Source organism: Histophilus somni 2336 (assembly GCF_000019405.1).
In the GTDB taxonomy this organism is placed as follows: Bacteria; Pseudomonadota; Gammaproteobacteria; order Enterobacterales; family Pasteurellaceae; genus Histophilus; species Histophilus somni.
This window is the reverse complement of sequence record NC_010519.1, coordinates 1,700,962-1,718,289: the sequence shown is the minus strand read 5'-3', so window position 1 is coordinate 1,718,289 and position 17,328 is coordinate 1,700,962. Positions and strand designations below refer to the sequence as shown.

General features: G+C 37.0%; 6 protein-coding genes. 4 read left to right on the top strand and 2 right to left on the bottom strand.

Going from position 1 to position 17,328, the window contains the following annotated elements:
• The first annotated feature begins 65 nt into the window (after positions 1–65).
• Positions 66–641, top strand: coding sequence for a sigma-70 family RNA polymerase sigma factor (locus tag HSM_RS07675; protein ID WP_370483375.1), 576 nt, complete (start codon positions 66–68; stop codon positions 639–641).
• Positions 642–815: an anti-sigma factor family protein gene (locus HSM_RS10855; RefSeq protein WP_011609170.1), complete on the top strand. Its 174-nt coding sequence runs from the start codon at positions 642–644 to the stop codon at positions 813–815.
• A 34-nt stretch (positions 816–849) separates the two neighbouring features.
• Here the strand turns inward: HSM_RS10855 and priC are convergent, their stop codons facing one another.
• Both priC and HSM_RS07665 read right to left on the bottom strand, forming a co-directional pair.
• Positions 850–1,443, bottom strand: coding sequence for a primosomal replication protein PriC (priC, locus tag HSM_RS07670; RefSeq protein ID WP_012340631.1), 594 nt, complete (start codon positions 1,441–1,443; stop codon positions 850–852).
• A gap of 47 nt (positions 1,444–1,490) precedes the next feature.
• A complete protein-coding gene (locus HSM_RS07665; protein WP_012340630.1) occupies positions 1,491–2,849 on the bottom strand; it encodes a Na+/H+ antiporter family protein in 1,359 nt (452 codons plus the stop codon).
• 344 nt (positions 2,850–3,193) lie between these two features.
• Between HSM_RS07665 and HSM_RS07660 the strand changes: the two genes are divergently transcribed.
• Positions 3,194–4,954: a ShlB/FhaC/HecB family hemolysin secretion/activation protein gene (locus HSM_RS07660; protein WP_012340629.1), complete on the top strand. Its 1,761-nt coding sequence runs from the start codon at positions 3,194–3,196 to the stop codon at positions 4,952–4,954.
• A gap of 24 nt (positions 4,955–4,978) precedes the next feature.
• Positions 4,979–17,266: a YopT-type cysteine protease domain-containing protein gene (locus HSM_RS07655; RefSeq protein ID WP_012340627.1), complete on the top strand. Its 12,288-nt coding sequence runs from the start codon at positions 4,979–4,981 to the stop codon at positions 17,264–17,266.
• The last annotated feature ends 62 nt before the right edge of the window (positions 17,267–17,328 follow it).

Below are 17,328 nucleotides of genomic sequence, written 5' to 3'. Positions count from 1 at the left end.
TTGACGTATAATTTGTATAGTCAGAGAATGATGAAAAATCTTACATTATTTTGTCAAGGAGAACGATTGTGAGTGAAATAAAACATATTTCTCAACTGGATCTTGAAGAAGTTCGCTTACAAATGGTCAAATTTGCAGTTTTGCAACTGAAGGATTTTGATTTAGCTGAAGATGTGGTACAAGAGGCATTAACAAATGCTTTAAAAAATATCCGCACTTTTGAGGGGAAATCTGCATTAAAAACTTGGATATTTGCCATTTTAAAAAATAAAATTATTGACTTAATTCATAGTCGTAATCGAATGATTAATATTTCTGAAATCTGTGAAGAAGATGCACCAAATGCGTTTTTTAACGATAAAGGACATTGGGATTTAAACCATTTTGAACCTAATGAATGGTCAGATATTCAAAGTGCTACTTATAAAGAGGAGTTTTGGGTTATTTTTGATGCTTGTTTAAATCGGTTACCAGCTCAGCAAGCTCGCATTTTTATGATGCGAGAGTATTTGGAATTGGATAGCGAACAAATTTGTCAGGAATGTGAGATTTCTACGTCTAATTTACATGTATTGTTGTATCGAGCTAGACTTCAGTTACAGGCATGTTTATCTAAAAATTGGTTTGGAGGGAAAAAATAGATGAAAAATTGTAAAGAAATTACTGAATTGATTTCTTTGAGTAATGAAAAAAAATTAGCGTTCTATCAAAAATGTGCAATTAATATTCATTTATTATTTTGTCCTTATTGTCGAGCATTTAAAAAGAATGATCGGCAGATCAAGCGATTAATGCAAGAATTTAAACAAAAATAGTGCATACTTGTGAAATATGTTCGTTATATTTTCGTTATTTCTCTGAGGTTGTATCTAATAAAGCCAAATATTCTTCCAGTTGTTCAATAGCCTCAGAACACCGTTGTTTACGTTGTTGTGTAATTGCGATTTGTTGGCTATAGGTTTGCTTATCCTGTAATAATGTAGCCTCTTCAAAGCAATCTCGTTGTCGTTCTAATTTTGTGTTTAAAGCCTGTAATGCTTCATAATATTTGCTTAAACGTTCCCTTGGAGGAAGTTTATTCAGTGCAATTCTTTGTTTTTCCCGCCGCTCTTGTACAGATTGCAGATTTGTATCGTTATGCTGAAATTTGATGTTTGTTTTAGCATTCGTTTGTGATAACGCCTCTGAGAGAGCCTTACATTGTCCTTTTAATTTTTCACTATAAAAAGTATATTTTTGTACATTATCATCATTGATTTTTTCTAATTGAGTTAAACATTGACGAACTTCTTTCAGGTAAAACGACAAACTCTCAAAGTCTTGGCTAAATAAAGTGCGGTCAAATTTGGCATAGATTTTTTGCTTGGAAGGTATATGAGAATAACGAGAGAAAAACTCGTCAACTTTTTGTTTAAGTAAGATAATAACAGGAGATTGTTGCATAAGTTAAAAAATTTGAGTGCCATGCCATAGGCACTCAAAGTAAGTTATTAAAGGAACATTGCCGCAATCCAACCAAAAAGAATGAGCGGAATATTGTAGTGGATGAATGTTGGTACAACAGAATCCCAAATATGATCATGTTTACCGTCCATATTTAAGCCGGATGTCGGACCTAAAGTTGAGTCTGAGGCAGGTGAGCCAGCATCGCCCAGTGCGGCAGAAACACCGATAATTGCAACAGTTGCCAACGGTGAGAATCCAAAGGAAAGACAAAGCGGTACATAAATAGATGTAATAATTGGTACAGTTGAAAAGGATGAACCGATTCCCATGGTAATAAATAGACCTACAAGCAACATAAGAAATGCAGCTAAACCTTTATTTTCTGCACCCAAGCCTTGGCTGAAATTATCCACCAAAATTGTTACACCGCCAGTTGCATTAATTACCGCAGCAAAGCCCGAAGCGGCAATCATTACGAAACCGATCATTGCCATTAATTTTAAGCCTTGTTGGAAAATATCATTGCTTTCTTTTAGTTTAAAAATACCAAATACTGCGAAAATAATGAGACCGACAAGACCAGCGATAATTGTTGAACTGGTTATCAGTTGTAAAGCGAAAGTGAGTACAATTGCGACCGCACTTACAATCACATGGAAAGGCTTAATATTTGCAATGTGCTTTTCGATTTCTTCAGTTGTAGCATTTAAACCGCCTGAAACATACTCTCGAGGTTTACGATAAGTGACGAAAACTGCGGTTAATAAACCGATAACCATACCGATAACCGGAATTGCCATTGCCAAAGAGACTTCTGCTACACTGGTTTTTAAGCCGAGTGAAGCACCTACTTGATTAATATTTTTCACTAAAACACTATCAATAAAAATTTTACCGAAACCGACGGGGAGAAGCATATAGGTTGCAGTCAATCCAAATGTCAAGACACAAGCAACCGCACGACGATCAACTTTTAGTTTATTGAAAATTGCAAGGAGCGGAGGAATAACAATTGGAATAAATGCGATGTGTACAGGTAATAAGTTTTGCGAAGAAATTGAGAATAACACTAGTATGGCAAGAATAAAGTATTTAAATCCAGCCATCGAATTACCTGTTGGCGATTTACCTAAGCGTTTAATTACTTTAAAAGCAAGTAGATCGGTAATACCTGATTTAGAGATGGCAATAGCAAAAGCACCTAAAATTGCATAGTTCATTGCAACTTCAGCCCCCCCGCCTAAACCGCCTGTGAACGCTTTTATTGTTTCATTAATGGTTAAATCGCTACATAGCCCGGCAACTAATGCTGAGATAACTAATCCCATAACAACATTAATTCGCATAAGACTTAAGGCGAGTAACACAATAATGGAAATTACTACTGGGTTAGTTAATAACATAATGTTCTTCCTTATGGTTACTTAATTTTTTGAGGAAAACTCTTAATCTACTCGAAAAAAGGAGAGATTTAAAGAGGAAATTAGTATTATTTAATGAAAATGACAGTTATGATAAAACAAAGATAAAAATAAGAAAGTAATTACTGCGTAATTCATTCCATTCAATAGTATAAAAACTATAGTATAATCAATTTTCTTTTTAGCACAGGAAAGGGGTATTTTTTTATGAAAAATTATGAAAAAGACACGATGAAATTGCTAAGAATGATTTATACTGGTATTACCAGTTGTCTAAATAGCGTATAGTATAATTTGTTCCAATTAAAGTGGAAGGACGGCGTTTTATGCCAAAATATAAATATAACAAGATAAATATCCTATTTTCATGCTGTTTACTAGTTTCTTTTGTTGTTGCACCTTTAGTTGTGCAAGCACAAGAAGATCCTTTGGTTACGCAAGCAAGAGAAGCAGCGAAAGAGGCTAAGCCTTTGGTTCAAGAGTTATTGCATTTAAAAAATCAACAACAATTTGAAAAAGTTGAGCAAAATTTCGAGAAAGCACAGCGGTTTTTGGAAGATAATCGACCAAATCAAGAACAGATAGTTGAGCAATTAAAATCAGCAAAAGATGTACAAACGATCACGAAGATCACCATTGATTTTGGTGGGGAAGAGATCTTTTTGGATTTTGATGAAGTAACAAAACATTATTTAAACCAACCATTATCGGCAAAAACGGTGTTTGCGTTGACAAAAGAGCTAACACAAGTATTGTACAATGCCGGTTATGTAACCAGTGCTATTGGTTTAAAATCTTCAAAGATCAAAAACGGTGAAGTGGAATTTGTCGTACTTTGGGGAAAAGTAAATGATATTTTAGTGGAAGAACAGCAGGCTTCTTTGTTCAAAGATAAAGCAATGCTATTTGTTTTGCCTAATTTAAAAGGAAAGGTACTTCGTATTTACGACGTGGATCAGCTGATCGAAATTCTAAATACGGGAAATAAGACAGCAAAGGTGAATGTGATTGCAGCGAATGAGAAAAGTATGTCAAATTTGAGCATTGAGAGGCACCGCACTTCTTATCCGCAGGTTAGTTTAAGCCTGAATAATTCCGGTGAAGGAAGTAATGCCGAAGGTCGAAATCAGGCAACATTAAGCATCTCATGGAGTGATCTGTTAGGAACGAATGACCGTTGGAGTTTTTCAACGGGTTATCGTATTTATAAGGATCGTCAAGCAAATCGGCAACAAAATTATTCCTTGTCTTATACTCAACCTTTCTCATTTTCGACTTTGGATATTAAGTTATCATATTCCGGTTATAAGAAACAGTTGAGAGGAATTCATACTCACGGATCCAGTGGGGAAACAAAGCAAGCGTCATTTAAGTTATCGCACACATTATTGCGTAATAAAGACATGATTTTATCTTTATATGGAGAACTTGAGTTTAAAAGGCGTCTTAGCTACTTTGGTGATATTCGCATAGGGAAATATCACAATAACAAATTGAATATAGGATTATCTTATGTGACCAATTTGGGGCATGGCAAACTTTATAGTGATCTGTCTTATTCCAATGGACTGCGGTGGTTTAATGCAAATCATTCTGCATATAATTCACATAGAGACAAAACATTAAGATTGGTTTCAGGCAGTATTAACTGGCAGAGACCGTTTGTTTTTTTTAATCGAGGAATGAGTTATCAATTTCGTTTAGGTGCACAATATGGATTTGATAGCTTATATGGAGAGAACCAGTTCTCAATTGGAGATGAATATACGGTAAGAGGATTCAAAGGTGGGGCAGGCTCAGGTGATCGTGGTTTCTATATTTCTCAAACAGTTACGATCCCTTTTTACCCTCAAAAGAGTTATTTATCTTACATTAACCCTTTTTTGGGTATTGATATAGGAAAAGTTCATGCAAAACGACCGCACCATGTTGTAGATACGTTTGCGGGGTTTGCATTCGGTGTGAAAGCTCAAATAAAATCACTTGCATTATCATTGACTTATGCTAAGCCTATTAATGGAGTGGGAACTTTTGAGGAAAGTAACAAGAAGTCGGTTTTTTATTTCACAGGTTCGGTTTCGTTTTGATTTTTTAGTTTAGAGGAAGGTATTATGAATAAGAATTGTTATAAGCTTATTTTCAGCAAGACAAGAGGTTGTTTAGTTCCTGTAGCAGAATGTATTACATCAGCTGTAGATAGTGGTTCATCTGATTCTGTTGTTGTGTCAGAAAAAACAGACGAGGAAGACCGGCAGGGATCCATTGAAGACTACCGCTTATCCAACGTATGTTTATCCGTAAAAACCTTTTTAAATCCGGTATCTTCTGCGTTGTGCTTAAATTGGAAAAGCGTTTCTGTATTGCTGTTAAGTATGGTAGCAGCACCGAATTTTGCACAGTCGGCAGAGGAAGCGGCAAAAGCGGAGAAAACGCCTAAGCTAACTGAAATTCAAAATGGTAATGACGGTATCCAGTTAGAGACTAAGAATCAAAATATAGGAGTAGGTGCAGGTACAACTGAAAATAACCATCCTACTAAGCTATACAAAACAGAAAATAACGTCATTGTTATCGATATTGCGAAACCGAATGATAAAGGAATTTCAGATAACCGTTTCCAAAAATTTAATATTCCAAACGGAGCGGTTTTTAAAAATAATAAAGATCAACAACGTTCTGAATTAGTAGGTTATCTGGAAGGTAATAAGAATCTAGCAGACAAAGAAGCGAAAGTTATTTTAAATCAGGTAACGGGTTCAGAACTTAGTCAAATTAAAGGGGCGTTGGAAATTTTAGGTACAAAAGCCGATTTGGTTATTGCTAACCAACATGGTATTAACCTAAATGGAGTGCAAACTATTAATGCGGGACGTTTTGTTGCTACTACGAGTAAACTTATTGATCCTAACAAGATGGAATTTGATGTTACACAAGGAACAGTAACAATAGATGTCAACGGGTTTGCAACGGATAATTTACCTTACTTAGATATTGTTGCGAAGAAAATTGAACAAAAAGGTACGATTGGAAATAAAGAGAAAGAAAAGAACAAAACATCGGAAACAGAAATTACCTTCATTGCTGGGAAAGGTAAAATCAAATATAACATTGAGAATGATGGTAAGACAAAATTAGAAGTACAAAAAGATAGTAATACCAGTCAGCCTTCCGATAAAGAAGAAGTCGCCATTACTGGGGCAAGTACAGGTGCGATGCACGGTAAAAGCATTAAATTGATCGTAACGGAGCAAGGTGCGGGTGTAAAACACGACGGTATTATTTTGTCTGAAAATGATATTAAAATTGAAAGCAATAAAGGGGATATTGATTTAGGTGATAAACTACAAGCCAAAAATGAGATTTCATTAAATAACGCCAAAAGAATTACTATAGCAAATGAGATTACGGCGGATAAGTCTATCACAATAACCGCAGATGATGTTAAGTTAAAAAATAATAAAGAGGCATCAGCCACAGAGGAAGCTAAGTTAAAAGGTAAAGGGAAGTTAGCCTCTAAAAAAGTAAAAGTGGAAGCAAAAAAATCTCTTGTGTTGGATGACGAGACAAAAGTCGTTGCAACGGATCTTGAGCTTAAATCTCAAACATTGACTAACCAAGGGCGTATTTACGGAAATAAAGTAAAAATTGATACCGATAAATTAGTCAATAAAAAAGAAATTTATGCGGAAGACAATCTTGATATTACAACCAAAGGTAAGACAGTTACTGTTTCTGTAAATAAAGACAATAAACGCAAGGCGGACGTTAAAGAAGAAACCGTTGCTGATTTAGATGTTGGCTTTGAAAATACCGGTACCATTGAAAGTAAATCTAAAGCTAAATTAACTTTTAAAGATAATACAAGTTTTGTCAGCAAGGGTAACAAGTTTATAAAAGCGAAAGATGAGTTGACTATTGATGCTCAAAATGTGGTTATTAGCGAAAATGATGAACTACAAACTACTGCAAGACTTACCATTAATGCGGCAGGTAATGTTGTTAACAACGGATTATTAGCCAGCGGAAAAACGCTGACGATTAATGCTAAACAGGGGAGTATCTATAATGAAAAAGGGATTTTGGGTGCTCGTGAACAACTGACTTTATCTGCTAAAGGAAATAATAAAGAAACTGAGGGAAATATTATTAATGGAGCGGATTCTCTATTGCATTCTGAGGGTAAAATGGAACTCGATGCAGAAAATACCGTTTACAACTTGGGTAATATTTTTGCTAAGAGCGATCTTACTGTAAAAGCTAATGAACTGATTAATGATGTTAAACTATCCGGTAGCATTACTAAAAAATCACCTTATTCGGTGTTAAATCGTTATCGCCGTTCTGATATTGCAAGTCATGGTTGGCATAATAACGACTATCGTTTATGGATTAATCCAATAGAATTTGAAAAAGCAGAAGTGAAAGTCGAAAAAGCAGGTTTGATCCGTGCGGAAGGGAATTTCAAATTCGAAGGTAAGAAAGGAGATAATCAACAAGATGCAACATTGACTAACCATGGTGTAATTAATGTTAAAAACACTTTCGAAGCCCAAAATGCGAAAGTTGTAAATAATATGAAGGCTTACCAAGCCAATTTGTTGACTGAATTTTTCAAACAAAAACAAGATATTACATTTAATTATCAGCCGAGAGCCCGTCTCTTTTTATCCGCACTTTCAGGGCAAGCAGAGAGAAAATTCAATTCTCTTGAGGAGCTTTTTGACGGTTTATTTTCTGAGCAACCAATAACAAATTCCAGTTCTTATTATGCGGATAACTCGCAAGCTGTACATTTATTAGAAGAGATTAAATCGCCGACTTTCCAAAAAGCAATGACTTTGGTCTTTGGGGCAAATTGGAAAAATGAAGACCACAAGAAATTATCACAACGCTGGAAAGAATTTAAAGAAAAACAAGATGCACATTTTGATTATCGTCCAACTGATAAAGCCAAAATTCTTGCTCAAAGAATTAATGGCAAAATAGATGAGTTAAAAAATGGTTCAACCGGAGGATTTTCTGAAAGTGAACGAATCACTGTAGGACAACATAAATTCGACTTAAGTAAAGTAGAGTTTAGATCGGAAGTGAATAGAAAAGAAAATCTGAATAATAGCAATGTTGATTTATCCGCATTGTCAGATTTGTTATCTATTCCAAATCTTTTTGTGGATAACAGCGTACAGTTAGATAAAACAGTTGATAAAAATATTGAAATTGATGAGGAAGATGAATTTCTATTAAAACCTCATACAGGAGAAGAACCTGATTTATTGAATGAAAACGAATTATCAGAGAATGGAAAATTCTTAGATAAGTTGTTGGGTGAAATTGGTGAAAAAACATATATTCGAGAGGTATCTGATGATTGGGAGCGAGATCCCGATGAACCAGACGAACCGGATTATAAAACCGAATCAAGACTAGAAACAAGAGATCGCTTTGATACTTTGCCTAGTGAAGTACAAGATAAATTACGCCAAAAATTCAATGAATATAAAGAAAAAGCTCAGCAGAAACGTCAAGCTGAAGCTCTTCAAGCAAAAACCAAAAATGAACAACTACAAAGTGACCTAGAAACAGGTTATAAAGAGGAAGAAAAACGTCAAGCGAAAAACGATCTTGAAAAACAAGCAGAGTTGCAACAGCTTGATCAGCAAGAAAAAGAAAAGCTTGCGAAAGAGAAGGAGTTACAAGGCAAGATTAACGAGGAAAAACAGCAAGAGGCTTTAGCGAAGCAAAAACAAGAACAGCAAAAACAAGCGGATGCAAAAGCGAAAATTGAAGAAGAAAAACGTCTTGAAGAATACAGAAAAGAGCTGGCGAAAGATCATCAAATTGAAGAAGCACTTTCGAAAAACCAATTCTTAAAAGAGGTAGATGATACACGTCCTAAAGTGGAAACCGATCCGCTTTACAGAACGAAATTGCAGTATATTAACCAAGATGAATATTTTGGATCTAAATATTTCTTAAATAAAGTAGGTTCATCTACCGATGCCGGTAAGAAAGTAGCGGTAATTGGTGATAACTATTTAGAACATCAGTTAATTACAAAATCTATTGAGAAGAAAGTAGATAACCATTTGGCATTGAAATATCAAGTAAATGATGCACAGTTGGTTAAAAAATTAATAGATAACTCTTATTTTGAATCTAAAGAGTTAGGTTTGAAAGTTGGGGAAGCACTAACAAAAGAACAACAAAATCAACTTAAACAAGACATTGTTTGGTATGTTAAAGCCAATATCAACAATAAAGAGGTTCTATTACCGCAAGTTTATTTTGCAAATAAAACATTAAGAGATGCTGAAAAATTCAAAGGGCTTGGTGATGCACTTATTCGTGCTAATGAAATTAATTTGAAAACAAGAGATGTGCTAAACAGCGGTACGATTTCCGGTAAAAATATTGATATTGAAGCCGAAAATAAAATTAAAAATAGAGGTGATATTTTAAGTGAGGAAAGCACTCGTTTAGTTGGACACAAAGGAATTGATAATACCGCCCGCTCTTTTGTTAATGGAAACGGCGATGTTGAAGTTCAACGTGCATCAATTAGAACAGAGGGACATTTACACCTTGAAGCAGATGAAGATTCGGATATTAATTCAAAAGGATCGGATATTAAAGGTAAAACAGGTTTTGTGAAAGCTCGTAATTTTAATACGACAGATACTCACAGAACTGAGCATTCCGTTGAAAAAGGTAGAATTTTCTCTAAGAAAGGCGAGATATTGGGCTATCGTAAGGAAAGCACTCAAAAAGCAATTTCCGTTGGGTCAAATACCGAATTTGATCACGTACATTTCGCTATAAAAAATGATGTGAATCAGGAAGGCAGTAAGATCAAGGCAAAAGTTGTTACCGGAGTTGTACAAGGTGATTATAACACCAAGGCAGGTCGAAATGCTCAACAGACGGAACGTTACATTCGCTTGGATCAAGAATATTCATCCGGTCATATTAGCGGTGCAGGGTTCACTGTAAGCCATGAACGTGATAGCCAAAATGGAGAGAAAACAAATATTGGTGGTGCATCGTCTAATACCGGCACCGGTTTTACTTTGGGCGGTTCTTTCAGCGAAACGAGAGAAAAAGAAACATCATTAACTCACACCAACAGCGATTTGCAGGTCGATCATGGTATTTTACATGTATTGAAAAAAGCGGAAATCGGTGGTGTTGATATTAACAAGCATAAGTTCACAGGAAAAGCAGTCGAGGAAGATGAAGCGAAAGCTGAGCAACAGGCTAAGGCAAAAGCCGCACCTGATGCAACAGACAACGCAGCTCAGAAAGAGGAACCTAAATTTAAAGTTCTATCTCAAAGTGAAGTTGATGATTTGATGACAGAAAAATCTGCCAATGATTTATTCAACAAATATAAGAAAGTTAAAGAAGATGAAGGCTTTGAACTTTCTGCAAAAGAGATTACATCGAATAAACAAAAAGATGAATATCATCTTGATTCTGAACGTTCAGTCTTGAAATTCGGTATTGAAACGGAAGGACACTCAGCTATTGCAGATGCTGTTAGCCATGTAGCGAAAGAAATTGTAGAGGCACAACGTGGCGTTAAGCAAGATGGTACAGTTGCGTTGCAACACATTAGCGATGTTGCAAATATTGTTACCGGCGAATTGGTCGGCGGTTCATCTAAGTTTGGATTTGAGCGTAATTACGAAACAAATAAGGTTAAGGAAACCTCTGACATTCGCACAAAAATTGCAGGTAATATTACGCTTTCAGCCCATGGTGGAAATCTACAGTTGAAAAATGTAGAAAGCGATGCTAACAGCAAGCTAACGCTTCAAGCCAAACGTAATGTTGATATACTTGATGGCGAAACAACAAGAGAAAGTACTGAAAGACAATCTCGTCAGAAATTTGCATTTGGTATAAATTCAGGTTGTAGCGTGATGAGCGGAGGTTGTAATGGTGGCGTATCGGGTTCTGTTGATGGCAATGAAAGTTTCACGACAGAAAAATCTGTTACACATAACAACAGCTTGTTGAGAGCGAAAAATCTAAAAATTGCAGCAGGTAAAGATCTTAATTTGATTAGCTCAAATATTAAAGCGGATCATTTGGATTTAAATATCAAAGGTAAAACGAACATTGTATCAAAACAAGATTCCTTCGATAGACTTTATAGAGGTTTTGATTTTAGTGCTTCAGCAGGTGCCGCACTTTCTAGTTCCACACTTGTAAAAGGTAATGGAAGTTTTGGGGCAGGTTATACTCATGAAGTTGAGAACAGAAAACTTCTTAATCAACAGGCAGGTATTGTTGCGAACAGAATTACCGGACAAATTAAAGATTTGGATCTTGTAGCGGCTCATTTCATCAATAAAGATGAAAATAGTGGCTTCCGTGTTTCAGGAAATGTTACGAGCCAACAACTTAATGATAGTCATCATAAAGATGGTGGTTCTGTCGGCGTTTCTGTAGGTATTAACGAGCGTGGTGCATCTTCATTTAATGTACGTGGTGGGCGTGCGGAGCAAAAACATTACGATGCGGTACAAAAATCGGTTATTTCCGGAATCAATCTTAAAGATAATAATGTAACGGGCGAAATTGTTGATGATCTAAGCAAAGCTAAGACCGTAACGAGAGATGATGTATATGCAAGTACACAATTCAATTTTGAAGTTGCAGACTTAGTGGAGTTGGGTGAAAAAGCAAAATCTAAATTACAATCTAAGTTTAGCAAAGCAGTAAATAATGATGCCGAACAGCCGACTACAACCAGAATTTCTTCAGAAGATGTTGTAGAAATGGTAGATAATCCGCTTTACGGTTCTAATGCCGACGTACGCAAACTAAGAACTTTGGATGAGGTAGGTGAAGGTTACAGCACTTTAGGCGATCAAAATGCCAATAAAGGAAGAAAATTGCCTAACGGTAGCGATGATATTTACAGCCTCTTAGGAAAAGTGAAAGTATCTGGCGATGAGCCAGTTTATGACAAAGTGAGTGCTGAAGGTGCTTACGATCTTTTAGGCGATAGCAACGCTAACAAGGGTAGAACCTTACGTAACAATAGCGATGATCTTTACAGCACAGTAGGTGATGCAAATTCAGATATTTCTCGTATCAGATCAAATGTTTATGATGAGATTGCGGCAGGTCCTTATAGTCTTTTAGGAAGAACAAAAGCAGCAGAGGAACATATTTACGAGCAAATCGGTGAAGGTCCTTACAGTCTTTTAGGTAATGGAAGTGCGGTTAGAAATAGAACCTTAGGTGGTGAAAGTAATAGCACTTACAGTACGGTAGGTGATGCAAATTCAGATATTTCTCGTATCAGATCAAATGTTTATGATGAGATTGTAGCAGGTCCTTATAGTCTTTTAGGAAAACCAAAAGCCGCAGAGGAACATATTTACGAACAAATCGGTGAAGGTCCTTACAGTCTTTTAGGTAATGGAAGTGCGGTTAGAAATAGAACCTTAGGTGGTGAAAGTGATAGTCCTTACAGTACGGTAGGTGATGCAAATTCAGATATTTCTCGTATCAGATCAAATGTTTATGATGAGATTGTAGCAGGTCCTTATAGTCTTTTAGGAAGAACAAAAGCAGCAGAGGAACATATTTACGAACAAATCGGTGAAGGTCCTTACAGTCTTTTAGGTAATGGAAGTGCGGTTAGAAATAGAACCTTAGGTGGTGAAAGTGATAGTCCTTACAGCCTTTTAGGTGGTGAAGGGACGAGAAATAAAGTTCTAGCAGATACTATTGAGAGCATTTACAGTACCTTGTCCCGACCGCAGGCATCTTCTAACCTTGAAATGGTGGATAATCCGCTGTACGACAGTGTGAGAAGATCTGCGAGTGATCAATTGCCGGAATTACCGACAGTGAGAAACTTGTTGAATAGCGACACGGAAGCAGGTAATGGCACTTATTCGGAAATTACTTCTAGAACCCGCAATGCGAATGATCCGTTACCACCTCTTCCAAATGAGTTTAGAACTCGTTTAAGTCAGGGTGCGGATTTGGCAGATCATGTTTATGATACGATTGGAAGTATTTACAGCGTATTGTCCAAACCAAAAGCATCTTCTAACCTTGAAATGGTGGATAATCCGCTGTACGGCAGTGTGAGAAGAGCGGCTGGTGATCAATTGCCGGAATTACCGACAGTGAAAACCTTGTTAAACAAAGTGGAAGAAGTAGGTAATGAAATTTATTCGGAAATTACCTCTAAAACTCGCAGTGCGAATGATCCTCTGCCGGCACTTCCAAATTTCCGTTTAACTCAGGAAGTTGATACGGCAGATCATATTTATGCCGACATTAATGATGTTGTAAATAGAGCGAATAAAGCAAAACGTGATTTACCGGCAACACCGGAGGCTACACCTAAAGTTGCGGTAGATGGTGGAGATTACGCTACAATTGGTGAGGTTTCGCCGTTACAACCGAGAGCATCTCGTCAGCAAGGAAGTAGCGATTATGAGGAAATTCCACTACCACAAGAAACGGCACCGCAAAAAACATCGCCTGTAAAACGCACATCGGCAGAGGGTGAAGATGGTTATGCGACAATTGCTGAGGTGTTACAACCGAGAGCTGCAAAAGGTCAAGTTAGTGATTATGAAACAATTCCGTTAGACGAACCATCGCAAGCAGCGGTGCGTACAGAACGCTCGGCAGTAGAGGGAGATTATGCTGAAATTACCTCTCCATCAATACAGCCGAGATCGGCACGTGGTCAGTCGGGCGGTGAAGAATTTGAACCGTTTCCATCGGAATTTTCTTCCGAGCCACAATCGCCGAAACGTGCATTACCGGCGGAAAATGCGGTTGTAAATGAACTGGGTAATGAATTAAAAGCTCGGTTAAAATCTAAAGAAGATCAAGCAAATCCGGCAAAAGCAGAGGTAAGCGAGCCGATTTATGCGACATTGGATAAAAGTCCGGAAGGGCTTGCGAGAGCGAAAGCAAAAGGTGATGAAGCGGCAGCAGCGAATCCGATTGTAAAAACGAGAGTGGAAGATGATGTAGCACCGGAATTACCAGCACGTCCATCAAATTTGAGCGATTCAATAAGCAATGAGACAATTGCGGAAAATGGACAATCCGTTGCGTTAGGTACACCAAAAAGTGCGGTGGCTGAAAGTAATCGCAATAATAACGGTAATCAGAAGCTCCAATCAGAAGGAGCAGAGGGCGTATCGCCAAAAACAAAATCAGAGGATAAATCTTGGTTTGCGAAAGTAAAAGATTTCTTCTTTGCGAAATCGAATAAATCACAAGCTAAAGAGGCAAAATCTGAACAGGAAACTGTTTCTAAGCCGAATTATGATAGTTTGGAAGATGACTTAAATCTGAAAAATTTATTGGCGTTAGAAGATAAACGTGGTTCTTCTTTTGAAGAAAATGTGTTGAAAAATCCTGAATTTTTGGCAGAAGCAAGAGAGATTGCTAAGAAATATATTCCTGAAGCTACAATCAAACAAATGGGTAATTCTCCGGAGTTTGATGAAATATTGACAGAGGGAGCGAAGAAAGTAGAGAAACGTATCAATGATGCCTTAACTTTCAAGCCGTCTGTTGATGAATTTAATGAAATTCAGGGATTGGTGAAAAATATACAAAAAGGAAGTGCGGTAGATGATCTCAATGCACAAACTTTAGCGATTACAGAAGCTTTAGCAGATACGTCAAAAACAATTCAACGTAATCCAAAATTGAAAGAAGAAGTTCAAGGTGCGATTGAAGAATTTTTGAAAAGTAGTCAGGGCAAAGAGTTAACTGTAGAGATGATCGAAAAGTTAAATCATGGATTACGTCCTGATGAAGGTAGCGATCGTTTGCTTTACAAAAAGGAAAATTTAACTAAAGAAAATGCGGTATTTTCCAGTCCGCAAGCATCAAAAATTCAGTTAAATGAAACAGTGGACTTTATTAACCAAGCAATCAAGCAAAATGTGGAACCAAGTGTTTTAGCGGGGTTGGTTTATCAGCGATTAATTGCGTACCATCCGTTCGCAGAAGGGAATGGTCGAATGGCTCGAGTTGTAGTAAATAAAATTTTACTTGATGCAGGTTATCCGCCGTTTACTAAATTCAGTTCTGAATTTGAAACGCAGATCATTCCGCAAACAAAAGCTACGGCTAAATCAGCAACAAGTGCGGAAGTTGTGAAAGAGTTTTTGACTGAATTAGGTAAAAAATCATCTCCGCAAGAGGGAGGTGCGAATAATCAAAACGGACAAGCGACTTCGCCTGTTACGTTGAAGTCTAAAGATGTTAGTGAAGTCGAAAACACACAATCCGCAGACAGTTTGACCATTAAACAGCCGGAACAAGGTAAAGCAGGTGGTCAGTTACCATCTGTTCCGAAAGTGGAGACTTCTGTAAATGAAGTTGCACCGTTGTCATCTGTACCAGCAGAACTAAAAGATGCTGCTGGAGGAAATAAAAAAGCGGCAGAGAAATCAGAGGGTGCTACGGGTGTAGAAAAAGAAAAAACCACACTTTTCCAACGAGTGAAACAATTTTTCACCGGAAGTAAGAGCGGTGCGAAACCTGTAGCGGGAGATGAGACAGCGAATAAAGTCAATTATCAAGATTTGGAAGATAATTTGAACTTAAAAGGATTAATTTCTTTAGAAGATGATCGAAATGCTAATTTTGAAAGTAATGTATTGAAAAATGAGAAATTTTTAGATGAAGCAAGAGAGATTTCGAAGAAATCAATTCCTGAAGCGACAGTTAAGCAAATGTCTCATTTACCTGAATTTGATGATATTCTCACCGAGGGAGCTAAGAAAGTAGAAAGTCGTATTAATAAGGCAATCACATTCCGCCCTTCTGTTGAGGAGTTTTCAGAAATTCAAGATTTGGTGAAAACGTTACCGAAAACAAAGGTTATAGAGGATCTTTCAACAAAAACAAATGAAATCACAGAAGCTTTAGCTGCGACATCGAAAACCATTCAACGTACACCGGAGTTGAAAGAACAGTTGAAGACAGCAATAGAGGATTTCTTACAAAACAGTCAAGGCAAACCTTTGACAGTGCAGATGATCGAGAATCTTAATCACGGATTACGTCCGGATGAGGGAGAAGGTCGTTTACTTTATAAAAAAGAGAATTTAACCAAAGAAAATGCGGTATTTTCTAGTCCCGAAGCGGCAAAAATTCAATTAGCGGAAACGGTTGATTTTATCAATCGAGCGAAAAATGAAGGGATTGAGCCGAGTGTGGTTGGGGCATTAGTTTATCAGCGATTGATTGCTTATCACCCATTTGCAGAAGGTAATGGACGTATGGCGAGAGTCATAGTAAATAAAATTTTACTTGATGCAGGTTATCCGGCATTTACCAAATTTAGTGATGAGTTTGAACCGCAGATTATTCCTCAAACGAAAGCATCAACTAAATCCGCAACGAGCAGTGAAGTGGTAGTTGAGTTTTTAAAAGAGTTGGCAAAAAAAGGAAGCAAGGAAGATAACGAGCAGAATTTAGAAAAAACTGACCGCACTTCTACGGACTTGACAGAAAGTGCGGTAGAAAATTCGGCTGCTTTGAGTTCCGGAACAGTTAGATCTGCGACAGTTTCTGAAACAGTTACTGAAACGGAACAGGCAAAAGCGAAACCAGTTAGTGATTTGGTGAGCAGTAAAGATTTAGTGGAACAGCAACGCACGGTATTGCAACGCATTCAGGATCAATTTCAGCCTTTGAAAGTGAAAAGCAAAATTGATGCTGTACGTTCTTCCGTTGAAGAGTTTGGTGGAGAAGTAAGCTTTAAGTTTGCCCAATCTAAAGGAGAAGTTTACAAGGAAATTGTAAAACACATTGAAACACAAAATGGTGTGTGTGAATCAACTTGTGCACATTGGATTGCAAAAAATGTTAATCCAACCGACGAGAATTTCTTTAATACCCTTTATGAAGGTGGTAAAAAAGGACACTTGAAAAAAGAAACTATTGATTCTATTAAAAAACTTCAAACTGAGTTTATTAATAGCGGTAGTGCGACTCAACAATTCAAATTGACAGATAGTTGGTTGCAAGAGCAGGGTGTTGTTCCGAAAGAGAAAAAAGTAGCAGATTTTGTTCGTCGTGATGAAGTATCAGGAACTGTATCAAAAAATGATGTATCCTCATTAGTAAAAGCGATTTTGGATACAGGCGATGATACTGCCGGTGTTAAGAAAATCTCCATTAATCTTGAGGGAGGATCTCACACTGTATCTGCGGCGGTTGACGGCTCAAAAGTTACTTTCTTTGATCCGAATTTTGGTGAAATGACATTTCCAACTCATCAGCAGTTTGAGAATTGGTTGAAGAATGCATTTTGGCAAAAAAGTGGCTACGCTGGAAAGCAAGAAGGAAGACGTTTCTTTAATGTGGTCAACTACAAAAAAAATAATTGATTAAATAATTTCTTTTAATCTGACATAACTTCAAAACGTTTCTTTTTAGACAGGCTTGAAAC

What these genes read in the sequence shown, in the direction of transcription:
- HSM_RS10855 (WP_011609170.1), top strand. Translation starts at nt 642, where the DNA reads ATGAAAAATTGTAAAGAAATTACTGAATTGATTTCTTTGAGTAATGAA.
- priC (WP_012340631.1), bottom strand. Translation starts at nt 1,443, where the DNA reads ATGCAACAATCTCCTGTTATTATCTTACTTAAACAAAAAGTTGACGAG.
- HSM_RS07665 (WP_012340630.1), bottom strand. Translation starts at nt 2,849, where the DNA reads ATGTTATTAACTAACCCAGTAGTAATTTCCATTATTGTGTTACTCGCC.
- HSM_RS07660 (WP_012340629.1), top strand. Translation starts at nt 3,194, where the DNA reads ATGCCAAAATATAAATATAACAAGATAAATATCCTATTTTCATGCTGT.
- HSM_RS07655 (WP_012340627.1), top strand. Translation starts at nt 4,979, where the DNA reads ATGAATAAGAATTGTTATAAGCTTATTTTCAGCAAGACAAGAGGTTGT.